Here is a 23,886-nt window from a genome sequence, read left to right on the forward strand (position 1 = left end):
TTTGCGCCTGCGGCTCAAAGAATGCAGTTTATAGAAAGGTGTTGCTATGGAAAATAAACACGTTATTATGATAGTAGAGGATGAAGACGCAATCATCGAATTTATTTCTGTAAAATTGGAATTACAAGGCTATAGGGTATTGAAAGCCGTCAATGGGCAAGAAGCCATTTCCTTTGCATCATCCCATTGCCCAGATTTAATTTTGTTGGATTTGGGACTGCCGGATATGGATGGCATGGAAGTACTTAAGTCGATCAGAAGCTGGAGTATGGTTCCTGTGATAATTATTTCGGCAAGGAATGATGAGAAGTGCATTGTATCTGCTCTTGACAGCGGTGCAGATGACTATATTACAAAACCTTTCAACAATGCAATTCTTGTGGCAAGAATCGGAACTGCTCTACGAAGAGGGCATATATCGAAAATAAAGAACAGCATTTTAAATCAGCCATTTCAATCGGCGGATTTATATATTGATTATGATAAGAGAATCGTTACGGTAGCCGGAGAAGCGGTACATTTAACCCCTATTGAATATCGGATTATCGTTCTTCTCTCTTTGAATGCAGGCACTGTATTGACACATGAATTTCTTTGCCGTGAACTTTGGGGGCCTTATGTGAACAAAAGCAAAGCCCTTCGGGTAAATGTTGCAAACCTGAGAAGGAAAATTGAAAAAGATACGGCGAATCCTCAATACATCATTACAGAAATGGGAGTTGGATACAGATTGTTAGAAGATATAGGATAGTCGAAAGAGTTTGTAAAGGAACATAAGAAGTTAAAAAAGTAATTGCCTGTCATTTCATGATTTAATCTGCATAGTTTCCGGGGAAATACAAAAACTATCGACAGATAGGAGGTATCATTATGGCAAAAGCAGGTATGAGAAGACCGAGTCCTTATGATTCAAACAATCATGGAACGGAGAATCATGAGAAAATGCATCGACCAAAAAATGAGCAGGCCCATGTGCCGGAAATCCAGGGTGCTGCGAAAAATGGAAATGACAAGGCCGGTCCGGTCAATGCTCCAAACTGGGCTAGAGACGATTACAAAACGGGAAATAAGCATGACGGTGATTCATAAAGAGGGTGCCGCTTCGCAGCTGTGAACCAGCTATGAAGCGGCACCCCGCTTATTGTATGTTTTCAGAAAGCTAATTTTTTAAGTAATCGATAACTCCCTGCCAGAGTATACTTCCAGAGGGCTGATATTCTGGGTCTAATTGTGTTTTCGCCTTCTCACTCATTTCTGTTAAGTTATAGCCGTCTTTTAAAACCGAGGACTTAAAAACTCCCGGTGAAAGGGCCTGATGGGGACAATCATAGATGCATTTCAAACACCACATGCAATTAGATCCAAACTTTGGGACGCCGTTCTGGATCTTAATGTTATTAGCTGGACATTTTTTTGCACATAGACCACATTGGGTACATTCTTTTGAGGCATGGATAGATAAGCCGAAGATTTTTGCACCAAAGTGCTCTGCTTTGCCTATAAATGCAAAAAAATAATCAAGAACCCGGGTCTTTGTAAGGTGTATTTTACCTGATAAAATCTCTGTGATGGCCTGGGTTACTTTTAGCGGAATGACATTAAGCAATTGGAGATTTAACTGGTAATCCGCCTGAGAAGCATAATTAGACGGCATAACAAACATTTTTTCATAGATTATATGATATCCCTTTTTTGCCAGCAAACGCTTACCGTGAACGCGGCAGGCGGTATTGGGTGAGATTTCACCCCCGCCGGAAACTGAGATAACTGCGGCAGGCATATTCTGTGCTTTGGGCAGATTCTTTATCCAGTGTTCCACGATAGAAGCCAGCCTGAAGGCGTATACAGGAGAGAAGATGATCAGAAGATCCGGTGCTTTTTCCTCATGATATGTATTGCAGCAAGATATATCAATTACATTTACATGTATTCCCGATTTTATAAACTGGGTTTCAAAGCAGGATACAATGGCTTTTGTGCCTCCTGTTCCAGAGAAATATGCTAAAGTAACAGTCTTAACTTTACGCTTTCTATCTTTCATAAAAGTCTCCTTTGATATGAAATCATGTATATACATTATTATTGGTAATTAAGTAGAATTACAGTGTACCAGGAGAACTTACTGCTTAAAAATGCTCATAATCTTGGTGTCCGCATTTTAACCAGCTGAAGAAATCGTTCCTGCGATGGGGAAGAATCTTGTAGTTCTTTGTATGGAAAACTTTTGTCAAATTCTTTTGCTTTTGCTTCGTCAATATCAAATATCGGGTCCTCGAAGAAACGGCCGGAGCAATCGGACAATGCCCCCTCAGTCAGTTCAAAAGCCAGTAATGGAGCGGCATACATATTGTCAGAAGTACCAATTTTGTATGTTTCAGCCGGAACAAAACCAAATCTACTGTAATAGGAGGGGTCACCATAAATTAAAATTGCCTTGTGGCCCAAATTCCTTGCAAGCTTTTTGGTGTGTTCGATGAGTAAGGTTCCGATTCCCTGCCCTTGAAGCTCAGGAAAAACTGAAATTGGACCAAAGCTGGTAACCGGATATATCTCCCCGTTATCACACTGTATATTTGCCTTTGTATACATGATGTTTCCGACAAGCTTTTCATTTTCAGTGGCGACGATGTCCAGTTCTTTTATAAATGATTCTGATTCCCGCATCATATGCACCAAATAGTGCTCATTACAGCCCGGTACATAATGATTCCAGAACGCTTCCCGTGTCAATTCTTCAACGGTCCGGTAATCGGATGCTTTTTCTCTTCGTAACCGAATATTCTCCCTTTGCATGATTTTTCCCTCCAAACATTCATATCATATTTCGATATATTGTATATCTGCAAAGCAAATTTGTAAAGGAATATTATAAACAGCAAGCCGCTTTTCTTTACAAAAAGCGGCCGCCAGGTTAGTAGTATTATTTTTATATTTTGTTAAATCTCGTTCGCTGGCTGTTTCGTACTATGCAAAAGCACAGCGCCAAATGCCATAATAACAAAAAACACAACCAGATATGCGATTGCAGCAATTCCGTGGGCAAACCAGGCGGCAGCAATCATAAATATACAACCTGCAAGGGATATGCAGGGCATAAGGAACCTGTTGAAAAAATTAAGCTCTTTCCCTTTTTTCATGAACATAATAAAAATAGGAATGTACAGGGCGTAAATTGTAATAATGGGTAATTCTGAAGAATCAAAGCTGAAGAACCCAAACCAGTTGTCGGTTAAGTTTGCCCCATAAAAATAAAATAACCAGAGGCTGCAAAGAAATAACCCCATAATTGCGGAATTAACAGGCATATTAGTCGCCGGATCCACCTGGCTGAACACTCTGGGCTTAGGACCAAGGCCTCTTGCAGCGATAGAATAAATTCCACGTGTGCAGCCAAGCATCAGCCCGTTTAAAGTCCCCAGGCATGATATGATGACGAATACAAATAAAAGGGAACCGCCTGCCGAGGTGAAAACTGTTTGGAATGCCAGTTTGGCACCGGTTTCGCCACCAGCCATCATCACCTCATTTTTAATCGTTCCTGCCAAACCGATATAATACAGGATGTAAACAGACATAGTAATAAAAGTACCTGCAATCAAAGCCAAAGGAAGATTTTTCTTTGCATTTTTTAATTCTGCGTTAATGCAGGTTGCAATAATCCAGCCTTCGTAGGCAAAGCTTGCTGCGACAACAGCCGTAAACAACCCGTTGGTAGTGCTTTGGGATACGTAGTGGGTGAAATTATACATGGTCATACCGCTTCGAAGTCCTGCAAACGTTCCGACAACTGCCATTAAGAATAGGGGAATCAGTTTGATAACCGTAGTGCTTACCTGGAATTTTCCTGCCAGTACAGGAGATAAAGCATTCATTGTAAAGCTTGAAACCAGATAAAGGCAGGCTATGGTCATACATTCTCCGCCTGTAATGGAAAAGCCAAAGATTACGCAGGTATATCGGGCGGAGACCCATGCAAGTACAGAGGTAATTGTGGGATAATAAATCGCTGCCATAAACCAGCCGACATAATAAGCATACGTTTTCCCCATTGTTGCTTCTGCGTAATCTACCACACCATTGATAAACTGATATTTGGTAGCCATGACAGAAAACGTGTAAGCACAGGAAATCATTATGATACCTCCGATCACCCACGCCAGGATGCCCTCCTTTAAATTACCGCCGGTTGCCGTAAGGATCTTTTCCGCCTTAAAAAATACACCGCTTCCGATGACGATGCCTACAACCATTGCAATGGCTGTAAAAAGGCCATATTTCTTTTCTAATTTCGGTTCCATAGTTTAACCAGTCCTATCATTCCATAGGATTCCTTTTTTTATTATTCTTTCATCATCAAAGAAAATAAATGCCATACAACCAGATTTGATAACATTACGGCCCTATTTATTAATGAGGAAACTTTTTTTATTTTATCATAAAATTTAATATAAAACAGCAATATTTTTTCTATTTAAAGTTTATTTTTCGTTAAGATAATAATTTTCCAATAAAGGAAAATATAGGCACAAAAGAATGGCCGGGATTGACAGTGTTACCGGAAGTAATGTATGATAAATATCAAATATGGGGAAAGTCTTTGCGCGCCTGAGGCGCAAAAAAGAGTAAAAGGAGAGAGGGTCATGGCAAAAATAAAGGAGTATACTCTGGAAAATATCAAAGAGATCTGTGAGTTTGGTAAGGCGATCTCGTCACCTGTCCGGCTGGAGATCATAAAGCTGTTATACCAGGACAATTATTCAATCAGCCAGATCGCGGAAGCTCTTGAACTTCCCCAGTCCAGTGCTGCTTTCCATCTGAAACTTCTTGAGGCGGCGGATTTGATCCGCATGGAAGAACAGCCGGGGAGCCATGGAACCATGAAGGTATGCAGCCGGAAACAGGATTATGCCAATCTTTGCTTTCTGCCCAGAAGCAGCCAGATCAATGAGGTGTTAAGCGTCGATATGCCGGTGGGCGCATTTGTGGACTGCAGTATTTCTCCTACCTGCGGCTTATATACTCCTTCTGGAGTGGTGGGAATGGAGGATAAGGTATACAGCTTTTATCTGCCGGAACGGATGGAGGCCGGTCTTTTGTGGACCTCCAAAGGCCATGTGGAATACCGGTTCCCCAATCAGCTTCCTTCAGGAAAACGGCCTGTACGGCTGTCCTTTTCCATGGAGATATGCTCGGAAGCGCCTGGGTATGCGGAGGACTGGAAGTCCGACATTACTATGTGGATAAACGGTGTGGAATGTGCCACCTGGTGCTGTCCGGGGGATTTCGGATCCAGAAGAGGGAGACTTACTCCCTCCCTATGGCCTAATGGTTCTACCCAATACGGTCTTTTGGTAAAATGGGAGATTAAGGGAGACGGAAGCTATATCAATGGAGAGCGGGCCTCCAAAGTCAGAATCAATGACATCGGGCTGTCGGAGAACGCCTTTATCAGCATGACCATCGGGAATCGTAAGGATGCAAAATATGAGGGCGGCTTTAATCTTTTTGGTAAGACCTTCGGCGATTATGCCCAGGATATTATTATGGAAATCGAATATTGATGATATATGGGGATAGATAAGACAACTGTTTGGAAAATATGCATATTTTCCGGGCGGTTGTTTTTTTGCTGCCTTACGCATGGGAGAAGAAAACGATGTGTTATAACAGGGATTCTATTTTTCTAAATGATAGAAATAAATAATAAAACAGTAATACTGTTGTAAATAGATAAAATATACAAAATATAAAATAAAATAGAGTATAATATATTGACTAACACAACGAAAAGGTGTATTGTTGATTTATTGAAACAGTAATACTGTTGTTAGCCAAGCTTTTATTGGACAAAATACGACAGACTGTTTTATGGTTTGCGAGGCAACTAAACAAGACAAGGAGGTAATTATGAGAAAGGGCAAAAAATGGATGGCTGCATTAGGCGCAGCGGCACTGGTTATGGCGGCAATGTCAGGATGCGGAAGCAGCGCATCAACGCAGACAACTGCGGGTACCCAGGGGGCACAGGGGGCCCAGGAGAGCAAGGAAACTTCCGGTGGAGAAACGTCGGCAGCAGCTGCGGAAGAAACAAAGAATGTTAATGACGACGGAACGGTTAACAATCCGGAGCAGGTGGCAGTGGATGCCAACAAGCTGGTCATGTGGTCTCTGTTCAGCGGCGGTGACGGCGGTTTTATGACCAAGATGATTGAGGAGTACAACGGCACAAACCCGACGAAACAGGTACAGTCCATCATGCTGGTATGGGCGGATTATTATACAAAGCTCCAGACAGCTGTTGCTGCCGGAAAAGGGCCGGATATCGGCATTTCCCACGCATCTTCTCTTCCTCAGCTGGTGGAAGACGGTGTGGTACAGCCGATCACTTCCTATCTAGACGAGCTGGGGATCGATTTAAGCCAGAATTATTCACAGGCCTCCATTGATGCCGTGACTTTTGACGGAGAAGTCTATGCGGTACCTTTGGACACCCATGCAGAGATCATGTATTTCAACAAAGAGATATTGGAAAAGGCCGGCGTGACCTTGAATGCGGCAGGAAGCGTTGATATTAAGAGCGCGGATGACTTTTATGCCGTTTGTGATAAGATCAAGGCTGTGATCCCGGAAGATGGCACAACCATTGCTATTACCAATAACGGAGACGATCCGTACCGTCTGTGGTGGGCAACCTATTTCCAGATGGGAGGAACCCCTATCGTCAGCGATGACGGCAAGAAAGTTACCCTTGATAAGGATAAGGCAGTAAAAGCGGCGGAATTTGTAAAGGGACTGTATGACAAGGGTTACGTTGCTGAAGGCATTGATGACCACCAGAAATTCTTCCAGACCGGAAAAGCGGGAATCTGCATCGGCGGAACCTGGGCAGTAGGTGCTTTTGAGCAGACGGATAACTTAAGCTTTGTCCCCATGGCATTCCCCAAGCTTTTTGATACCGATAACTGCTGGGCTGATTCCCATACCTTCATTCTTCCTACAAAGAATTCAAGGAATGAAGCCGACAGCAAAGCAGCGGTAGAATTCATGGTAGCAGCATCCATGAAAGGCGGCGTGACCTGGGCAGGCTCCGGCCAGATTCCGGCATGCAAGGAGGTTCTTGCAAGTGACGCCTATAAGGCACTTCCATACAGAAGCAGCTACATGTCTGAGGTGGAGAAGGCAGTCCTTCCGGCAAAGGTATCTACCTTCAACGGAATGAAGAAAGGGATGATCGACAGCCTGGATACCATCTGGACCGGAAAGGGAGATGCTGCCTCCGGAATTGATGCCCTATATGATGAGCTTGAGTCAAACCTTCCGTAACTTTTAATGAAACAGAGGGGGGAATCGTTCTCCCCTCTTTGTAAAAAGGATTGCATGGTTAGGGAGGACAGTAATTTGAGCAGAAGCAGAAAAATAAGAGATATGGCTACAGGCCTGGGATTGTGCCTGCCTTTTTTGGTCTTATATACGGTTTTTACCATATGGCCGGTGATTCAGGGGCTGTATGTGAGCCTGCATAAGTGGTCCTTAATGGGCAAGGTAAAATTTGTAGGACTAGATAATTATACTAAATTTTTATCGGATCAGAAGTTTGTTGACGCACTGGAACATACGATTATCTTTGTCATCCTTTCCGTACCTTTTCTGGTGGTTATGGCTTTGATACTGGCGCTGTTTGCCAACAGGCCGGTGAAAATCAGGCGGGGGTTAAGGGTCGCATATTATCTTCCAAGTATTATATCCGTTTCTGTTGCGTCCTTTATTGCAAAATATATGTTTGCACCCTATATGGGTTTTGTAAACGGAGTTCTGCATCTGACCGGAATTTTAGGTCCCGGATCGGAAATCCAGTGGCTTATTGACACAAATCATGCATGGGCGGTAGTAACGATGATGACCGTATGGTGGACCGTGGGATTTTCCATGCTATTATATTTATCGGCTCTGCAGGATATTTCACCGGAGATTTACGAGGCAGCTGAAATCGATGGAGCGGCGAAATGGCAGCAGTTGTTTTCCGTTGTTCTGCCCTTATTAAAGCCAACCACTTACTTAATCGTCATGCTGCAGATCATCGCCAGCTTCAAGGTGTTCGGCCAGATCCAGTTAATCACGGCAGGAGGGCCGGCAGGAAGTACAAAACCCTTGATTCAATATATTTATGAGACAGGATTTACGAAGAACAATATGGGCTATGCTGCGGCCATGTCCTATGTGCTGTTTGCCATTCTGATCGTATGTACGCTTATTCAGAAGGCGGTTCAGAGGAAGGGGGAAAAGGAAGATGAAGCGTAAGAAAGTAAAAGCAGGGAGCATTGCGTTGACTCTTTTATCCGCAGGACTGGCCGTCATTTTTCTGGCACCTGTGATCTGGGCCTTTTTCGTATCCCTGCAGTATGAGGGAAAGCAGATCATAAGCGTGGGCAGCTGGTTTACGCCCCCTTATACATTTCGGAATTATCTGGATCTGATCATCGGTTCCGATGTTGCCAAGTGGTTGTTGAATTCTGTGATCGTTGCTGTGCTTGTTACAGTTTTAACAGTCCTGTTTTCCGCCATGGCAGCCTATGCTCTGGCAAAAATTAAGTTTATGGGGAGAAATAAGCTGTATATTTACTTTTTGTTAGGACTCATGGTACCGGGGGAAGCGACTATTGTGCCGCTGTTTATTACTGCCAATGGATTAAAGCTGATTGATACATACGCAGGATTGCTTTTTCCGTCCGTGGCGGTATCCATGAATCTGATTATCATGGTGACGTTTTTTAAGGGCCTTCCGGATTCCCTCATCGAAGCCGCAAGGATCGACGGAGCTGGAGAAATTATGATTTTTGCCCGGATCATCATGCCCTTATCAAAGGCAGTGATTTCTACCATCAGCATTTTCGCATTTATCGGAAGCTGGAATAATTATCTGTGGCCTCTTCTCTGCGCCATGGACAGCAGTAAATTTACATTGCCTGTGGGTATTCCCATTTTTGCCGGAACCTATACCGTGGATTATGTGAAACCGATGACGGCTAATATGATCGCATCCATCCCTGCCATCATCATTTATCTTATATTTGAAAAACAGATCGTGCAGGGAATCACGATGTCCGGCGTTAAGGGATGAACAGGCTGGAAAGAGGAAAGGAGAATTATTACATGCTATGCTATCAGAAAGACTATCCAAGACCACAGTTTGTCCGTAGGGACTGGATCAATTTAAACGGTGTTTGGGACTTCGATTTTGATGATGACAATACAGGAGAAGTTAAGTGCTGGTATGAGGGTTTCCATACGGAAAAAGAGATATGCGTACCCTTTACTTATGAAACAAAGAAAAGTAATATCCATGACGAAGGGGTACACCATTATGTGTGGTATGGCCGCAGATTCCAGGCGGAGAAAGAAAAATTATCGGGTAATAAGCTGTTTCTACATTTCGAGGGAAGCGACTTCCTGACGAAGGTATGGATCAATGGGCAATTGGCCGGTATGCATGAAGGCGGATATTCCCGTTTTTCCTTTGATATCACAAACCTTGTAAAGGATGGAGAGAACCTTGTAGTCGTAAAAGCCGAGGATCATATGGATCCCCAGCAGCCAAGGGGAAAGCAGCGTTGGATTTCTGAAAATTTTGGCTGCTGGTATGTGCAGACGACAGGAATCTGGAAAACTGTATGGATGGAGTATGTACCGGACATCAGCTTAAACTCGGTAAAAATGACGCCCAATTTACAGTCAGGCGGGCTAGAGCTGGAATATACCGTGGACTGTCCAAATCCCCTTGATGGGAGAAGGCTGGAGGTAGAGGCAGCTGTCAGTTTTGGTGGCAGGTTTGTGATAAAGACGCTGACCGGCATAGGGAAAAATCCCACAAAGGCTTTCATTGACCTGGAAGCAGCCGAGGCAAATAACCCATGGGGGATATGTACATGGACCCCGGCGGAGCCCCGGCTTTATGATATCTGCTTCCGTACCCTTTATGATGGAGAGGTGTGTGACGAGGTTGGGTCCTATTTTGGAATGCGTGAGATCCGGATCGATGGTCCAAACATTCTTTTAAACGGGGCACCATTATATCAGAGACTGATACTTGATCAGGGGTATTGGGAAGAAACCCATTTAACACCGCCGGATGAGGAAGCACTGATCGAAGATATTGATAAAATTCATGCCCTGGGGTACAACGGTTTGAGGAAGCATCAGAAGATAGAGGATGAAAGGTTTCTCTACTGGTGTGACGTTAAGGGGATGCTGGTCTGGAGTGAGGCGCCTGCCGCTTATGTTTATTCCGACCGCGCAGTGGAACTGTTTACGAGGGAATGGCTTGATATTGTTAAACAGAATTATAATCATCCTTCTATTATTACATGGACTCCGTTAAATGAATCCTGGGGGATTCCCCGGGTCGAGACGAACAGGAGTGAGCAGCATTTTACCGAAGGGATTTATCACCTGTCGAAAAGCATTGACAAAAACCGTCCGGTAATTGTAAATGATGGCTGGGAGCATACGGTTTCCGATATCATCACCCTGCATGACTACGAGGAGAAGGGGGAGGTGCTCAAAAAGCGTTATACAGAATATAAGGATGAGATTTTGGCGGCAGAGGTTTACCACTCCACATCTAAATCAGCTTTTGCCAATGGCTTTTCTTACAAGGGCCAGCCGGTGATGATCAGTGAGTTTGGCGGCATCGCGTTTGACAGCGACAAAGAGGGCTGGGGGTATGGGAATAAGGTTAATACAAAAGAGGAGTTTTTAAATAGGTTTGAGAGTATTACGACTGCCATTAAGGAGATCCCGTATGTATGCGGCTATTGCTACACCCAGGTTACGGATGTGCAGCAGGAAGTCAATGGATTAATGGATATCAGGAGAAACTTTAAAGTGGATCCTGAGAAGATAAAGGAAATTAATGAGAAGAGAGTGGCATTTTGGAGAGATGAACTCCGGTAGTATACGCCTCTTGTCAGAGTCTATTATTTATCATTGATATTTATAAAAAACAGTCACTCCTGTAAGGGCATTTGCCCTTTTACAAGAGTGACTGTTTTTTTATTGGAGATTTGTTTCTTTTATTTTGATGCTACGATAGACTGTACATAAGAAAGCATTTCTTCTCTGGACTGTACCGTTTGAGTATGATCGATGATTTGCTGCTGCGCCTGGGTGGGTAAGGAGAAAAAATAATCCATTGCTTTATATTCTTCCAGCGCCAAACCAAGGCCTACCGGCAATTCTGCACCGCTTGTATAATTTCCCATCTTTAAACCTCTTTGCACTAAGATCTTTCCATTATCTGTTTTTCCTGCTCTTCAATCATCTTTTTAACCATATAACCATATTGATAAGATGTCATTTTGCTATAATCATTACTTTTTATAGGGAAGCCGGTTTCTTCGGCGATTTCATACTTAAACCGGTCAAGAGCCTCCCTTGCTTCCGGAATTACATTTCTGTTTGGCATATAGAATCACCTCAATTCGTTTTATAAGTATTATGAGGCTTTTTAGAAAAAATATTCAGAAGCATAATATAACCTCCCTTCCCGGCAGACACTGCTTGAAAGGGAGGTACAGAAAAAAATTAAATAAAAAACCACCAGACAAGAATGGAAAGGCCGGCTCCGGTTATGCAGCAGATTGCATCATTCATCGTATCCACAAGTCCGGCAGGCTGAAGTGCTTTTTCAGATACATGGTTATTCGAAGTATGGAACTTTTGCCAGCGCTGCGCATTCCCATGAGTGATACAGTCGCTTATATATTCAAGCACTTCCCAAATTACATGAAGTGTTACGGAAAAAGTAAAACCAAACAACAGGATCACCAATTTCATAATGCCGGAGCCTGTACCGGCAAATGCAATTCCAAAGCCAGCAAACCCAACGCCGGACAGGAAATGGATTGCCCGGTCCCACCATTTATATTTATCATAAAAATGATATGAGCTCCCCAGGTATAGTGCCATGAATATGATGGTAAAATACACGAAGATGCTGAAGCCGTCAATTCTTATTTTAAATACTGCATTTAAAAGTTCCGGTAAGAAGGACAATGCAAATACTAAGATAACGGATTTCATTAACTTATATTCCCGTTTGAAAACATGATAAACTGCCAACGCAAATAAAGCGCACCGAAAAATAATCTCGAAGAGACTCAAAAGTTTCATATGATCACCTCACGAGTTGAGTATGCGCAGCGGCTGAAAAATTATACGTTTTGGTAATATTAAGCCCTTCTATTAAAAACGGAATTCCTGTTCAACCAGATTTTCCGCATATTCTTCCACGGCTTTCTCAATCCTTCGATACGTTTCAAGAACTTCTTTGCCTTTTTCGGTTAAACGTGTTCCTCCCCGTTCATTTCCGCCCTTTTCAGAAATAACAACAGGAAATCCCAGTTCTTCTTCCAGAGTCCGAATCATTCGAATGGCTTTTGGATAGGAAATTCCTGTTTGTTCTGTTGCTTTTTTTATGGATTTATACAGCTCAATGGCATCTAACATTTCTTTTACGCCTTTGCCAATAAAAATTTTATCTTTACCGATTCTTATTCTTGTAACTACGCGCATGATTTATCACCTCAGATTTACTATACAGAGATTTTGGATTTGTGGCAAGTGGATTATGAATGAAAGAAAAAAATGTTAGCTAGATTATTTATGACAATCGGTCTCATGGAATATTGATGGGATATTGAAAAAACTGCTGACTGTCAATGTAGACTAAATCAGCAGTTTTTTGATGCGCAGTCTTATTAGGAAAATGATAACCAACAGGGATCACTTTCCTTGTCAGTTTATGATTTCTCCCAACGTTTAAGAATTGGCAGCACAGCTGTTATTTCTTTTCTTGCTTCTTCCTCGCCTATGGATCTCCCTAAGACAGGTACAATCATCTCAGTCATTTCTTCTATCGTTAGATCAGGCTCAATAAATTTACCGTCTTTATAACAATTCGTGCAATAAATGCTTCTGCTTCCGTCAGGCTCTGTTGCAATGAAATGAGAGTGTTCTTTGTTAAAAGGTAAACCACAGCTTTGACACATTGTCACTTCCGCCATATTTATCATTCCTTTCGTAGAGTAACTTATCAATCGTCAGCTTATATTGTCAATACAAGCTGACTTTATTATAAAGGAGTGCCATGTGGATTGTCAACGGCAATGCCCGACTCCTTTTATGGGATTTGTTCCGATGGCAAGTTGTTAAGATGGTGTTAAGATTATCATTTTCCTATTCCTTTTATTGGTAATTTTCACTAAAATGGAGACAGAAAAGGAGGGGTGATATATGAATGCCGTTATTATTTTATTGATTGTTGTTTATGCAATCATAGGTGGGTTGTCCACTCTGTATCTGTTTTTTAGTATGCCTGCTGTTATTATATGGAAGTTTTACAGGAAGTTTAAATATAACATATCCTTAATGGATTGAGCGACGCATAAAATCCGAATCTTAAAGGGTGTCCCTGAACTATGGTTTTCAAAGAAGGGGGCACCCTTATGCGTATCAAACTGCCGGATCTTGCCCGATGGTTTATTTCGTGATCCGGAATACAGAGGCTGACTTATGCCGGCCCTGGCAGACAGATTATACATTGGTAAGCCTGCGAAACAGATTGTTTACATCCAACTGGCCATATCCCCATATGTTGTTTGGAAAAACATTAGCCCCTTCCCGCCGGCCCCCTCTTATAATCAGTCGGTTGACATCGTATCCGGTCATGGAAGTATAATTTCCTCTGGAAATGCCCCATTCCAGGATCATGGCAATGGCGCCGGCCGTATGTGCGGCTGCAGCCCCTGTTCCGGTAATGGATCCATACTGATTCCTGGGGAGGGCACAAGGAAGCTCGTAGCCAGGGGCGGCGATATCTGGTTTGACCTGCCCGCTTCTTGTATAGCCTCTGCTTGATTCTAAGAGTATGCTGTCATTAAACTGGTTATAGGCAGTGACCGTCAGCTGATGGAGACCATTGCCGGGAGACGTTATAGTGGTATCCGGATTCGGGTTAAGAAAAAAGGTTTCATTTGAAAGAAGATTTCCGGAAGGCAGCCAGGAGTGAAAGGATATGGGCTCATTATCAATGCTTTGAATCCGGATGCTCCAGACTCCGGGAAGGGCATCCCTAAAACGCAGCAATATGAGCTGGTCCCCGGTTTCCTCTTCAAATATAAAATTATTCACCCAGAGCACACTTGGGGTAAAAATGAAGTTAAACATTCTGCAGGATCCAATGGTGGGATAAATCAGCTGAGTGGATTCCCGGTTTGGCGTGGAAATATCAACGGCGAACCGTCCAAGAGCGTAAGGCCATATTTCCATGGAAAACATTTTATCCCTTTCTCCTACGCGTAATTCAAAGTCATTGTAAAAGGGCGGCTCTTTTGTGTTGTTAAAGTAATGCCTGCGATCATTTCCTTCATTCCCTGCTGAAACAGAAAGGCCGATGCCGGGAAGTCTTCCCAGGTAGTTTAGGTAATTACTGAGCGCGCCGCTGCCGTCATGCCCGCCGCTGCTGCTGCCAAGGGCGATGCATATAACCACAGGACGGCTTACACTTTGCGCAAAGGAAATTAAATAGCGTATTCCAAGTATTATATCGGATTCCTGAAAACACACGGTGTCATTCGGTACAAAAAAGATTTCCTTTAGATTTTGTTTTGCGTCTTTCAGCTTTACAACCACCAGTTCGGATTCCGGAACAATGCCGGAAAAGGTACCTTCGGCATTTGGTTTGCCGGCGATTACGCTGGCAATTGATGTGCCATGGCCGTTGGTGTCGACGGAAGGTACAATGGATAAGGGGTTATCTGATTTCAGGGCCAGATTGATAATTTCCTTTCTATATTCAGTACCAAATGTGAAACCCTCAGGAATAGGACCGTTCTGTATGGATTGGTCCCAGATGGAAAGGATTCTGGTGGTGTCATCATTATATAGAAAGGCCTGATGCTGGTAATCAATCCCGGTATCTATGACTCCAACGATGATTCCCTGCCCAAACAGGCCTAAAAAAGGATTTCTCTGAACCGTGCCGATTCCTGATTTTTCAATGCTGATAGTGGAAGTCGGCGCATAGAGAGTCGGAAAGTTGTGATAAGGATAAACGCCCAGGTTGCAGGGATCTGAGTTTGTCTTAAGAATATGAACTAAAGAGTTCCTGAAATTCAGCGTAGTAATGTTGTCCCCGGTATCATACATGGGGATTGAAACATTGTTGATCATAAGGTCATAGTAGTCATTGTCCAGAACTTTTTCCAAATTTCAGCCTCCAGGTCTGATTCAAAAGGAGCATTTGTTTTATATTATGCAGCAGGAGTGCTATTATGAGCAGCATAGAGGTTTGTTTTATCCTGGATCTGATAAAGATTTTGACAATGTGCTTGTCTATCCTGCCGATTGCCGGCGGCAGGATTATCCCAGTATTCCATAAATAGCAGAACCCTTGCAGATACTAAGGAAGGGGCTGAAAAAGGGGACCGGTTTGGCAGAGGAATTAGCAGAAATTATAAAATAAAATGATAAAATATCTATAATAGATTGACAAATATAGCAAAGCAGGTAATATAATATTCATTAGGTATTAAAATTATCTTTAACTAAGGAGGTATATTATTATGAAGTTATTTAGATGTACAGTATGTGGCTATGTTTATGAAGGAGAGGCTGCACCGGAAAAATGTCCAAAGTGTAAAATGGGTGCTGAGAAATTCGAAGAGCTTAGTGAAGAAGATGCGGAGAAAATATATCGTTCTGACCGTACCAATGCCATTCATATGGAAATCATCACGTTAGCAGAAAAAATCATCTCATTAAGCAAGGAAGGAATTGAGGATAATTTAGATCCTAAATGTGTATCCGCTTTCACCCAGGCAAAGGATGAAGCATGGGTAATTAAACAAAGATCAAAAACAGAACTTGCAGGACATATGAAATTGGGTAAATACTAATTGCGATAAAAGTGCCTCGGCAAGAAATATTTTAATGTTCATGAAAAAACACCGGGAATTCTTGTAATTACAAGGAAATCCGGTGTTTTTTGCTTTTTTGCGGGAACCGGGAAACGATGGGGCACTGTCGTTGCCTATGTAATACTTTTACAGTCCTGGTTTAATGTTATCTAATTTTAAACTATATATTGATAGTTCGCGGTTTTTTAGATAAAATTATACTGTAGCAAGAGTTTGAATTACTTATTAATTCTATAATGGGAGGAGCAGGTATGGTTTATTACTTAGATGAAGAGGTTCTAATAAGAACAATGATTGAATCCGACCCTAAAGTTATTTGTAAGGAAGAAATAGCACAAGGGTGGCAGGCAAATGAAGAGAAGTATTTGAAGAGGTTGGCGGATAATGCTGCTGGTAAATCCATTGCACTTGTTGCGGAATATAAAGGTAACGTTGCTGGATATATCAATGTATATATCAATGCTTTATGGGGCTCTTTTGCAAAGATGGGATATTGTGAAATTGTTGATTTTGGTGTATTAGAAAAATACCGTTGCTATGGAATAGGTTCTAAACTTATGGACGCTGCTGAAAAAATTGCTTCAGAATATTCGGATACCGTTTATCTTGGTGTAGGCTTACACAGCGGATATGGCAGCGCTCAAAGAATGTACCATAAGCGAGGTTACATACCCGATGGAAAAGGTGTATGGTATAAAGATAAAATAGCAGAACCGCATAAAACTTATTGCAACGATGATGACTTAAATCTATATTTCAGCAAAAAATTAAGATAGCCATTATGAACGTTATTCGAAGGCTGCAGAATTGAAAATTGATGGTTAGTAAAGTTTATGATACACTGTAAAGCGGATTTCTCAGTTGAGTTAGGAGAATTAAATGATAAAATCGATATCTAATAGGCGCAGCATTCGAAAGTTTAAAGAAACAGCAATACCAAAAGAAATGGTTGAAGAGATTTTAAATGCAGGAAGGCTTGCGCCGTCGTCAAAGAATAGACAACCCTGGAAATTTACTGTTGTTAGCGGTCAATCAAAAAATGAAATGCTTTTGTCAATGAAACAAGGTCTATTACGAGAGAGAGAAGGCGTATCCCTGCTTCCTAACAGCAGGCAACATTTGGCGGCGGCTGAATATACTCTGGAAATTATGAAACAAGATCCGATAACAGTATTTGTAACCAATCCTCTGGGTATTGAATTATCGGATAGCCTTAATGAGGAAGATAGAATCTATGAAATCTGCAATGCTCAATCCATAGGTGCCGCCATGGAAAACATGACACTTACAGCTACAGAATTAGGTTTGGGAAGTTTATGGATTTGCGATATTTACTTTGCCTATGAGGAATTGAGCAGGTGGTTAGGTACAGAAGGTACCCTGGTCGCAGCTATGTCATTTGGACATCTAGATGAATGCCCCAGGCCGCGGCCGCGTAAAAGCATGGAAGATATAGTCGAGTGGAGAATGTAAATATAATTTTATAAAAAGATATCGAAGATAGTCACAGGACATGTCGAAGATTTATATCTTAAAGGTGTAATGGTCTAAATGACTACGACATAATAATCCATAGTGATTTGTACATACTGTGCCTCCTTTTTGAAAACGCCTGTCGGAATTTGTACGATGGGCGTTTTCTTGATTAACTTATTATATAGAAAATGACACTTATCCACAATGTTGTGGAAATAATTGTGGATTAACTGTTAATGTCTGAAAATACGACATAAAATTGCAAGTTATTACAGGGTTTCAGTCATTATTATACAAAGATCGGAAGACGAGGTAGGTGGAAAACAATGAAAATCTAATGAAAAGGATAGCAATGTCCATACAGGTGATATATAATTGTAGTATCAATATTAGGAGATTTTGGAGGTTTCATTGATATTATTTAACTGATCTAGGGACTTGAACAAAGAGCAGCGAGGAGACTAGGGTGAATAAGAGACAACTAAAGAAAAATATAAAAAAGGATAAATTAAATTCAGGTAAGAATGGTTTACCAGTAAGTACAATTTACCAAGTAAGTGGAAAACGTGATGAAAGTGGTATTCTATATTGTTTTGAAGTAAGAATGGTTCCGATGTTTGGACTTAAAAGGTTTTACGGAGGAGCAGATGTGAAAAATAAAGGCTGTGATAGCGTATCGTTGTACTAGAAAGTCAATAACCAGGTTGAATAGTTGATCGATAAATGAGATTTATCATTCATAATTCGCTTCATCAGAAAACATTTGTCGAATTCTTATTATTGAGTTTGGTAAGACGAAAAAAATTATTGGAGGAACATAAGGTGAATAAGAATTTGATATTGGCACTATTTGGAGCAATATTCATAATCGGCATAGCAATACTAATTGGTAGTACTGAGCTGGGTGCTTATAATATGTCAGGCATTATGCAAATGAATGGTGGTAACATGGATACAAATATATATTCGATCTACTTGGAACAGTCAATAATTAAATTTAGATATTTAGGTTCAATATTATCAATACTTGGTGGTTTAGGGTTAATAAAAATTATATTACCTTAAACTGCAGAATAAGATTATTAATTACCGTAGGTCCGACCAATCGGAGCCGTTACATCAATCTAAGTTATCAAAATTACTATATAGTAGATGAGCAGGCGAATTACCGATTTCTTTTAAGAAAGTAAAAATATAGTAAAAACGATTTCGTTATGGTATTATAATATTGTTGCTTTTATTAAATTACTTTATAAGGAGGTACGAATAGATGGCTATTTTAAGTGTTGTGAATTTAATCGTCTTACTCTTAATCGTTGCTGGTATAGGAATGGGTATATATGTGTTATATCTGGTAATAAAAGCATTAAAAATATACATTAAAAAGAATTCATGATATATCAATAAGAGTATTAGCTAACCACATTTAGCTGGTACTTTTATTATTTACCAAAGGAATGGGTAAGCGCACGATTACTATTTATAAAACCAAATAAGCAATTAACCGGAGTCTACTGGCTCTTTTTTTATGCCCGTGAGGCAGGAAGGAGCATTTGTGAACAATAGATCAGATCTTTGGCTTGGTTGCTGCAGGTGTAGACATTGGGGATAATGGAGGGACCATTACCTTTCAAATAGGATGGAGCACTGCAATATTCATGATCACAGAATAAATGACGCAAAAGGCGGGCATCTTTCCACGCCCGCCTTACTAGGAACCACTCTATTATCTTTTATAATACTGATTAAGTCATTTGCGTTGCTTTATAAGTAACTTACTACAAATAATAATTAATAGCAAATGACAAAAAGCCTAGAATAGCAAATAAACTGATTTTTAGAAGTTGTTTTGTTTTGTTTTCTTCTGTATAGTATTTTTTTACCCAAATAAAAATGGAAACATAATATAAAACAAAAAAGATTACAATAGCCAATGAGCCCCATAATATCCGAAATTGAATTTCTTGACTTAAGTCATTTCTCCAATCTGCAAACCGAAAACACTGAAATATAAATATCTCAAAGATGCATGGTGGAGCAATACCAATTGGAGAAAGAATAAATGTATCTTTTTTATTCATATTAAAAACCTCATTTCTATGATTTATTGATTATCCACCAACGGACTGGTGATATTCTGTTCTTGTTACGGTACAGGCAGCGATCGAGCTGATAAAGGCATTGATAGAGAAATATAACGTACCTGCGGACCGGGTGATCCGTCATCATTATGTAACAGGAAAGATTTGCCCGAACCCTTACGTCTACAATCACACACGGCATACCTTGGACAGCTTTAAGGCGGCTCTGGAAGCTCCTGTCGAATATACGTTTGGTTGGAATAAGGACAAGAATGGCTGGTGGTACGCAGCTTCTAAGACTACGTACTATAAATCCTGCTGGCAGATCATCAACGGCCATAAATATTATTTCAACAAGGACGGATACGCAGTCACTAATTGGCAGGTTATTGATGGGAAGGATTATTACTTTGAACCAAGAGCCGGGCAGCCGTTGGAATGTGCCTTGTATGTATCCGGGATTGGCAGAGTAGACGATGATAGCGTAAGTAACTATTTTAAATTGCTGCATACAATAAATTGTACAAGGCAATTATTGTTATATATAACTCCAACAAAGTGGGCTCCGGCGATCTGAACTGGGGCCTTTTTTCTACACATTCTCAAAATTCACACCCCACTTATTTGTCCCATATAATATTGTGTAGTACGATATGAAAGGAGTGAAAGTATATGAGTAGTGATGCTTTTAAATGTAGATGTAAAAGTTTTGAAAAGTGCGAACCAAAACGCGAATGTGAATGCAAGCCAAAACGCGAATACGAAAAGAAACGTAAATGCGAATGCGAACCTAAATGTGAATGCGAATGCAAAATCAAATGGGAATGCGAACCCAAGTGCGAATGTGAATGCAAACGTGAACGCGAATGTGAATGCGAACATGAACGCGAATGTGAATGCGAACATGAACGTGACTGGTAAAAATAAGAAATAAAAAAGCCTACTGGAAAAACTTTAAAGACGGCTGCAGAAAATGCAGTCGGAAAGAAAACATGTGGCGAGTTTGAAAGATAGTTAACGATAAGAGCGGGCTTCGGTATTCCGGGCCCGCTTTTAAAAGCATTTGCAATCTGCCTGCGGAAAATTCAACTTGGATACAATTCAACCTTTACTCGATAAAACAAAAGAATTCCCCCGGCAAATGACCCGGGAAACCTCAAGCACTATTATATAGAAAGATTACTAATCCTTAAATACAATTGTATAATAAAGAATTTAAAGGTTGATTAAGAATAAGAAAAAATTTAATTCTTTCTCTAACTCTCTTGTGCTGCAGTAAGTGAAAACTTGAGCATACTAATTTTTACATGGTCTATGATCACCACATCTAGGAATGTCCCAATCAATATCAAATTTTTTTCTCAGTATTTCCCTTTTTTCATCATCTGATTTTCTTTCTATAGATTCTAATACTTCTTCTTTTAATTCTTCTAATACTTTTACAAGCCCTGATCCATGGCTTTTTTATTGCGTGGAAGTGTGGGGACTATTAGAGGGTTTAGTTTAATGCTATAAACACACCTTGTCTATTTAGCTCATACATTATAGTACAATCTTAGCTAAGGAGGGTATATAATATATGTGTTGCTTTAATAGACATTGTGGCTGTAATTTTGGATGCGGGTTTAATAGATGTTTTGGATGCGGGTTTAATAGATGTTGTAATTTCGGCTGCGGCTGTAATTTTGATAACGACTGCGATAATGATTGCGACAGAGATCGTTGCGACAGAGATCGTTGCGACAGAGATCGTTGCGACAGAGATCGTTGTAACAGAGATCGTTGCGACAAAGATCGTTGCGACAAAGATCGTTGTAACAGAGATCGTTGCGACAAAGATCGTTGCGACAAAGATCATAAGCGGCAGTCACACGTTCATGAAGTTCAAGGCAGCGTACAGATAGCAGAACGCGAAGAAGATCCCCATAATCATCGTTTTGCTACGGTTTCAGGTGAAGCAATTCCTGCTGGTAAGAACCACTTTCATGAAGTGAAATTTAGAACAGATTTTTATGAAAATCATTTTCATGAATTTCGTGGCAAAACATCGCTTGCAATTCCTGTTGGTGGGGGCAGACATGTTCATTTTCTGGAATCAGTAACAGAAGTAAGCGATGGTCACTTTCATGACTTTAGAGTGGCCACCTTGATTGAAGATCCTATCGGTGAAGAAGCTTAAAATTTATATTCAAATAAATCTAATAAAGGTGAGTTTAAGAGATAAATTGTAAACGTAAGTGTTTTAAATTAAATGGCGGGTATCCAAATTCCGGTCCCGCCTTAAAAAGTATTTTGCAATTTGCCTACATGGACATTTAAAACTTCTGGATGTAGTATTGAGTATTAATAACAAACCACATTTGTGCATCAAATTTCATAACGGTCCAAAGAGATAAGCCCTGGAGATTATATTCTTCCACCAGTTTTGCCCTTGCATCAAAGCTTCTTGCATCTTTAGTCCACACTACATGTAGATTCCCATCACTATCCGTATAGTAGAAGTAGGGTGACTGTGCTGCTTCATTAAATTGTATTGGTATACCATTATTCGCAGCAATTAGTACTGCACTGTCATATGATATTACAGTAGCTTCTGTGGCGCCGGGAACATAAGGAAGTGTCCAATCATATCCTAAAGCAGTAACTCCAAGTAAAATTTTTTCAGGGGGCATTATACTAACCATGTAATCTAACAACTCTCTTAAAATATTAACCGGAAAAATTGCATTTGGATAGCTGTAAGTCCTTGCCCAATCATAAGAAGAAAACATGATTCCATCTACAAATTTAGATAATTTTGAATAGTCGATTTTTTCAAAGCTAATGTTAGGGGTATTAATATTTGTAGCAGGCGTTATGGTAATTACTACCCTGAAACCGTCTGAATGAAATATTGCAGCGGCCCTTTCCAAAAATTCTGCATAGATATTTATGTTACCATAGGTGATGGCTTCCGTATATATGTTTATACCATAAAAACCTTTCGTTTTCAGTATTTGAAGAGCATTATCAATCAAGCGATCCTGCAGTGAAGGATTACTTAAAATTTCAAAGGCCACTTCACGGCTAATTATTCCCTCTCCCGTCATAGTGGAAACAAACATCATGGGTGCAGTACCATAAGTTTTAGCCAGCTGGATAAGTTCAGTGTCGTCAGCACTGGAGACAATTTCTCCTTCACTTGTAGCCCTATAATTATATATGGTCAGATAAGATAAAAAAGGAAGTGTTTTCTTTAAAACAGATATATCTATATAAGGAAAGATATAACCGCTAGTGGCAATAGTTCTTGTTTTATTCGTTTGATAGCTTATAACTATGGATTCGCCGACGTACAAAATTTCTCTATCGGAAAGATAGGGATTATTTCTTAATATTTCCATTGACGTAACACCATGCTGCGCAGCAATACTCTCCAAAGTATCGCCGGCCTGGACGGTGTAGAGTGTTTCCGGTTGGACAATCACAATAGTTTGGCCTATTGCTAAATTGCCAGGGTTTGTAATTCCGTTTTCCAATATTAATCTGTCTACTGGGATTTTATAATAATCTGATATTGATTTTATGGTATCACCGGGTTGGACAACGTGTATGACCATGGATTCCCTCAAATGATCTTATTAATACTATTATATGCTAATCTTACATGTTCATAACATCATGGCGTAGATAATAATGTATCTCAATAATCTTACGCAATAACTGGTTTAAGCAGTTGCGATAGAAAGTCAAAGACATAGGCGGGTATTCGGTATTCCGGGCCCGCCATATTTCATTAAACTATTATAACCCATTTGTTTTCCAATGCGTAGAAGATCAGCTTAAACCCATATAGTATACCGCCGATCACAGCCTCGCATCTAAACTGATTTGCTGACAAACCATCATAGCATTTATTATCCGTACATTTTATCTTAATGTACTCTGTAAAATCTTAAGAGAAGATAATGTAGGAGATTTATGTATCGAAAATTTTATTAACTTAGCTAATATTAAACGGCTGAAACTCCCAGAGTATATTTCTGGACTCTAATAATTTCGTGTTGCATTTCGTGTTGCATTTAATGGCAAAACACATATTTTTGTGGCATTTGCTTGCCGTTTTATACAAAACAAAAACACCGGGAAACCTCGTATTTACAAGGGATTCCGGTGTTTTTGCATTTCTTATGATACTGGAAGTAATGGGGCTCGAACCCATGACCTTTCGCGTGTGAGGCGAACGCTCATCCCAGCTGAGCTATACTTCCGTCACATGGAGATAGCGAGACTCGAACTCGTGACCTATGCGTTGCGAACGCATCGCTCTCCCAGCTGAGCTATATCCCCATGTCTAAATTATAGCACGAAGATTC

27 protein-coding genes, 2 tRNA genes and 1 pseudogene are annotated in these 23,886 nt (G+C 40.6%); 17 read left to right on the top strand and 13 right to left on the bottom strand.

The features are described from left to right. Window positions 1-46 precede the first annotated feature (46 nt). Together BMW45_RS20155 and BMW45_RS20160 are read left to right on the top strand one after the other, a co-directional pair. Window positions 47-751 (top strand): response regulator, encoded by a 705-nt coding sequence (locus BMW45_RS20155; protein WP_025232382.1) that lies wholly within the window; start codon window positions 47-49, stop codon window positions 749-751. Window positions 752-870: 119 nt separating this feature from the next. Further along, window positions 871-1,089, top strand: coding sequence for a hypothetical protein (locus tag BMW45_RS20160; RefSeq protein WP_025232385.1), 219 nt, complete (start codon window positions 871-873; stop codon window positions 1,087-1,089). A 70-nt stretch (window positions 1,090-1,159) separates the two neighbouring features. On the opposite strand, the gene BMW45_RS20165 is transcribed toward BMW45_RS20160, so the two are convergent. From BMW45_RS20165 to BMW45_RS20175, 3 genes are all read right to left on the bottom strand, one after another. Beyond that, the gene (locus BMW45_RS20165) at window positions 1,160-2,041 is read right to left on the bottom strand and encodes an EFR1 family ferrodoxin (RefSeq protein ID WP_092248188.1); all 882 of its coding nucleotides are present in this window, start codon (window positions 2,039-2,041) and stop codon (window positions 1,160-1,162) included. A gap of 95 nt (window positions 2,042-2,136) precedes the next feature. Further along, window positions 2,137-2,793: a GNAT family N-acetyltransferase gene (locus BMW45_RS20170; RefSeq protein WP_092248191.1), complete on the bottom strand. Its 657-nt coding sequence runs from the start codon at window positions 2,791-2,793 to the stop codon at window positions 2,137-2,139. 143 nt (window positions 2,794-2,936) lie between these two features. Further along, window positions 2,937-4,298: an APC family permease gene (locus BMW45_RS20175; protein WP_092248194.1), complete on the bottom strand. Its 1,362-nt coding sequence runs from the start codon at window positions 4,296-4,298 to the stop codon at window positions 2,937-2,939. Window positions 4,299-4,640: 342 nt separating this feature from the next. Between BMW45_RS20175 and BMW45_RS20180 the strand changes: the two genes are divergently transcribed. The 5 genes from BMW45_RS20180 (at window position 4,641) to BMW45_RS20200 (ending at window position 10,950) form a co-directional block, all read left to right on the top strand. Further along, window positions 4,641-5,561, top strand: a complete 921-nt coding sequence (locus BMW45_RS20180) for an ArsR/SmtB family transcription factor (protein ID WP_092248197.1) — start codon at window positions 4,641-4,643, stop codon at window positions 5,559-5,561. Window positions 5,562-5,907: 346 nt separating this feature from the next. Continuing rightward, complete coding sequence (locus BMW45_RS20185; protein ID WP_092248200.1) at window positions 5,908-7,323, top strand: extracellular solute-binding protein; 1,416 nt, start codon at window positions 5,908-5,910, stop codon at window positions 7,321-7,323. A 75-nt stretch (window positions 7,324-7,398) separates the two neighbouring features. After that, window positions 7,399-8,298, top strand: a complete 900-nt coding sequence (locus BMW45_RS20190; RefSeq protein ID WP_242883179.1) for a carbohydrate ABC transporter permease — start codon at window positions 7,399-7,401, stop codon at window positions 8,296-8,298. Continuing rightward, window positions 8,288-9,118, top strand: a complete 831-nt coding sequence (locus tag BMW45_RS20195; RefSeq protein ID WP_092248206.1) for a carbohydrate ABC transporter permease — start codon at window positions 8,288-8,290, stop codon at window positions 9,116-9,118. Before BMW45_RS20190 ends, BMW45_RS20195 begins: the two co-directional genes overlap by 11 nt. Window positions 9,119-9,150: 32 nt before the next feature. After that, window positions 9,151-10,950: a glycoside hydrolase family 2 protein gene (locus BMW45_RS20200; RefSeq protein WP_092251137.1), complete on the top strand. Its 1,800-nt coding sequence runs from the start codon at window positions 9,151-9,153 to the stop codon at window positions 10,948-10,950. Between the two features lie 119 nt (window positions 10,951-11,069). Here BMW45_RS20200 and BMW45_RS20205 read toward each other — a convergent pair whose 3' ends face one another. From BMW45_RS20205 to BMW45_RS20230, 6 genes are all read right to left on the bottom strand, one after another. After that, complete coding sequence (locus BMW45_RS20205; RefSeq protein ID WP_025232394.1) at window positions 11,070-11,258, bottom strand: hypothetical protein; 189 nt, start codon at window positions 11,256-11,258, stop codon at window positions 11,070-11,072. Window positions 11,259-11,275: 17 nt separating this feature from the next. Further along, window positions 11,276-11,461, bottom strand: a complete 186-nt coding sequence (locus BMW45_RS20210; protein WP_025232395.1) for an alpha/beta-type small acid-soluble spore protein — start codon at window positions 11,459-11,461, stop codon at window positions 11,276-11,278. Window positions 11,462-11,580: 119 nt separating this feature from the next. After that, complete coding sequence (locus BMW45_RS20215; protein ID WP_092248209.1) at window positions 11,581-12,168, bottom strand: DUF2238 domain-containing protein; 588 nt, start codon at window positions 12,166-12,168, stop codon at window positions 11,581-11,583. A 72-nt stretch (window positions 12,169-12,240) separates the two neighbouring features. Then, window positions 12,241-12,570, bottom strand: a complete 330-nt coding sequence (locus BMW45_RS20220; protein ID WP_092248212.1) for a winged helix-turn-helix domain-containing protein — start codon at window positions 12,568-12,570, stop codon at window positions 12,241-12,243. Window positions 12,571-12,797: 227 nt separating this feature from the next. Continuing rightward, window positions 12,798-13,061 (bottom strand): zinc ribbon domain-containing protein, encoded by a 264-nt coding sequence (locus tag BMW45_RS20225; protein ID WP_092248215.1) that lies wholly within the window; start codon window positions 13,059-13,061, stop codon window positions 12,798-12,800. Window positions 13,062-13,590: 529 nt separating this feature from the next. Further along, entirely contained in the window at window positions 13,591-15,264 is a 1,674-nt protein-coding gene (locus BMW45_RS20230; protein WP_207649118.1) for a S8 family peptidase, read from the bottom strand. A gap of 356 nt (window positions 15,265-15,620) precedes the next feature. On the opposite strand from BMW45_RS20230, the pseudogene BMW45_RS29020 reads away from it, so the two are divergent. The 6 genes and pseudogenes from BMW45_RS29020 to BMW45_RS28775 form a co-directional block, all read left to right on the top strand. Next, window positions 15,621-15,734 (top strand): annotated as a pseudogene (locus BMW45_RS29020) (rubredoxin-like domain-containing protein); the annotation flags it as partial. 491 nt (window positions 15,735-16,225) lie between these two features. Beyond that, window positions 16,226-16,750, top strand: coding sequence for a GNAT family N-acetyltransferase (locus tag BMW45_RS20240; protein ID WP_092248222.1), 525 nt, complete (start codon window positions 16,226-16,228; stop codon window positions 16,748-16,750). 106 nt (window positions 16,751-16,856) lie between these two features. Next, window positions 16,857-17,447, top strand: coding sequence for a nitroreductase family protein (locus BMW45_RS20245; protein ID WP_092251139.1), 591 nt, complete (start codon window positions 16,857-16,859; stop codon window positions 17,445-17,447). Between the two features lie 469 nt (window positions 17,448-17,916). Next, entirely contained in the window at window positions 17,917-18,138 is a 222-nt protein-coding gene (locus BMW45_RS20250; protein ID WP_092248225.1) for a hypothetical protein, read from the top strand. A 134-nt stretch (window positions 18,139-18,272) separates the two neighbouring features. Further along, a complete protein-coding gene (locus tag BMW45_RS20255) occupies window positions 18,273-18,515 on the top strand; it encodes a hypothetical protein (protein WP_092248228.1) in 243 nt (80 codons plus the stop codon). 205 nt (window positions 18,516-18,720) lie between these two features. Continuing rightward, window positions 18,721-18,846, top strand: a complete 126-nt coding sequence (locus BMW45_RS28775) for a hypothetical protein (RefSeq protein ID WP_278320801.1) — start codon at window positions 18,721-18,723, stop codon at window positions 18,844-18,846. A 382-nt stretch (window positions 18,847-19,228) separates the two neighbouring features. Here the strand turns inward: BMW45_RS28775 and BMW45_RS20260 are convergent, their stop codons facing one another. Continuing rightward, the gene (locus tag BMW45_RS20260) at window positions 19,229-19,531 is read right to left on the bottom strand and encodes a hypothetical protein (protein ID WP_092248231.1); all 303 of its coding nucleotides are present in this window, start codon (window positions 19,529-19,531) and stop codon (window positions 19,229-19,231) included. Window positions 19,532-19,631: 100 nt separating this feature from the next. Between BMW45_RS20260 and BMW45_RS28780 the strand changes: the two genes are divergently transcribed. The 4 genes from BMW45_RS28780 to BMW45_RS28580 all read left to right on the top strand — a co-directional run bounded on the left by BMW45_RS28780 (window position 19,632) and on the right by BMW45_RS28580 (window position 21,710). Then, window positions 19,632-20,108: a hypothetical protein gene (locus BMW45_RS28780; RefSeq protein ID WP_278320802.1), complete on the top strand. Its 477-nt coding sequence runs from the start codon at window positions 19,632-19,634 to the stop codon at window positions 20,106-20,108. Window positions 20,109-20,213: 105 nt separating this feature from the next. Then, window positions 20,214-20,465 (top strand): hypothetical protein, encoded by a 252-nt coding sequence (locus tag BMW45_RS28010; protein ID WP_166433432.1) that lies wholly within the window; start codon window positions 20,214-20,216, stop codon window positions 20,463-20,465. 679 nt (window positions 20,466-21,144) lie between these two features. Beyond that, complete coding sequence (locus BMW45_RS28575; RefSeq protein WP_166433404.1) at window positions 21,145-21,435, top strand: hypothetical protein; 291 nt, start codon at window positions 21,145-21,147, stop codon at window positions 21,433-21,435. Next, the gene (locus BMW45_RS28580; RefSeq protein WP_166433492.1) at window positions 21,432-21,710 is read left to right on the top strand and encodes a YmaF family protein; all 279 of its coding nucleotides are present in this window, start codon (window positions 21,432-21,434) and stop codon (window positions 21,708-21,710) included. The genes BMW45_RS28575 and BMW45_RS28580 overlap by 4 nt, the downstream gene beginning before the upstream one ends. Window positions 21,711-21,846: 136 nt before the next feature. On the opposite strand, the gene BMW45_RS20280 is transcribed toward BMW45_RS28580, so the two are convergent. From BMW45_RS20280 to BMW45_RS20290, 3 genes are all read right to left on the bottom strand, one after another. Further along, the gene (locus tag BMW45_RS20280; RefSeq protein WP_092248240.1) at window positions 21,847-23,130 is read right to left on the bottom strand and encodes a LysM peptidoglycan-binding domain-containing protein; all 1,284 of its coding nucleotides are present in this window, start codon (window positions 23,128-23,130) and stop codon (window positions 21,847-21,849) included. A 577-nt stretch (window positions 23,131-23,707) separates the two neighbouring features. Then, window positions 23,708-23,781: transfer RNA gene (locus BMW45_RS20285), tRNA-Val, on the bottom strand. A 6-nt stretch (window positions 23,782-23,787) separates the two neighbouring features. Further along, a tRNA-Ala gene (locus tag BMW45_RS20290) sits at window positions 23,788-23,860 on the bottom strand. Window positions 23,861-23,886 lie beyond the last annotated feature (26 nt).

Source organism: Lacrimispora sphenoides, assembly GCF_900105215.1.
GTDB classification, from domain to species: domain Bacteria; phylum Bacillota; class Clostridia; order Lachnospirales; family Lachnospiraceae; genus Lacrimispora; species Lacrimispora sphenoides_A.

Excerpts from the sequence above, each read along its gene's own strand:
- BMW45_RS20155 (WP_025232382.1), top strand. The coding sequence starts at position 47 with ATGGAAAATAAACACGTTATTATGATAGTAGAGGATGAAGACGCAATC.
- BMW45_RS20160 (WP_025232385.1), top strand. The coding sequence starts at position 871 with ATGGCAAAAGCAGGTATGAGAAGACCGAGTCCTTATGATTCAAACAAT.
- BMW45_RS20165 (WP_092248188.1), bottom strand. The coding sequence starts at position 2,041 with ATGAAAGATAGAAAGCGTAAAGTTAAGACTGTTACTTTAGCATATTTC.
- BMW45_RS20170 (WP_092248191.1), bottom strand. The coding sequence starts at position 2,793 with ATGCAAAGGGAGAATATTCGGTTACGAAGAGAAAAAGCATCCGATTAC.
- BMW45_RS20175 (WP_092248194.1), bottom strand. The coding sequence starts at position 4,298 with ATGGAACCGAAATTAGAAAAGAAATATGGCCTTTTTACAGCCATTGCA.
- BMW45_RS20180 (WP_092248197.1), top strand. The coding sequence starts at position 4,641 with ATGGCAAAAATAAAGGAGTATACTCTGGAAAATATCAAAGAGATCTGT.
- BMW45_RS20185 (WP_092248200.1), top strand. The coding sequence starts at position 5,908 with ATGAGAAAGGGCAAAAAATGGATGGCTGCATTAGGCGCAGCGGCACTG.
- BMW45_RS20195 (WP_092248206.1), top strand. The coding sequence starts at position 8,288 with ATGAAGCGTAAGAAAGTAAAAGCAGGGAGCATTGCGTTGACTCTTTTA.
- BMW45_RS20200 (WP_092251137.1), top strand. The coding sequence starts at position 9,151 with ATGCTATGCTATCAGAAAGACTATCCAAGACCACAGTTTGTCCGTAGG.
- BMW45_RS20205 (WP_025232394.1), bottom strand. The coding sequence starts at position 11,258 with ATGGGAAATTATACAAGCGGTGCAGAATTGCCGGTAGGCCTTGGTTTG.
- BMW45_RS20210 (WP_025232395.1), bottom strand. The coding sequence starts at position 11,461 with ATGCCAAACAGAAATGTAATTCCGGAAGCAAGGGAGGCTCTTGACCGG.
- BMW45_RS20215 (WP_092248209.1), bottom strand. The coding sequence starts at position 12,168 with ATGAAACTTTTGAGTCTCTTCGAGATTATTTTTCGGTGCGCTTTATTT.
- BMW45_RS20220 (WP_092248212.1), bottom strand. The coding sequence starts at position 12,570 with ATGCGCGTAGTTACAAGAATAAGAATCGGTAAAGATAAAATTTTTATT.
- BMW45_RS20225 (WP_092248215.1), bottom strand. The coding sequence starts at position 13,061 with ATGGCGGAAGTGACAATGTGTCAAAGCTGTGGTTTACCTTTTAACAAA.
- BMW45_RS20240 (WP_092248222.1), top strand. The coding sequence starts at position 16,226 with ATGGTTTATTACTTAGATGAAGAGGTTCTAATAAGAACAATGATTGAA.
- BMW45_RS28775 (WP_278320801.1), top strand. The coding sequence starts at position 18,721 with ATGGCTATTTTAAGTGTTGTGAATTTAATCGTCTTACTCTTAATCGTT.
- BMW45_RS20260 (WP_092248231.1), bottom strand. The coding sequence starts at position 19,531 with ATGAATAAAAAAGATACATTTATTCTTTCTCCAATTGGTATTGCTCCA.
- BMW45_RS28010 (WP_166433432.1), top strand. The coding sequence starts at position 20,214 with ATGCTTTTAAATGTAGATGTAAAAGTTTTGAAAAGTGCGAACCAAAAC.
- BMW45_RS20280 (WP_092248240.1), bottom strand. The coding sequence starts at position 23,130 with ATGGTCATACACGTTGTCCAACCCGGTGATACCATAAAATCAATATCA.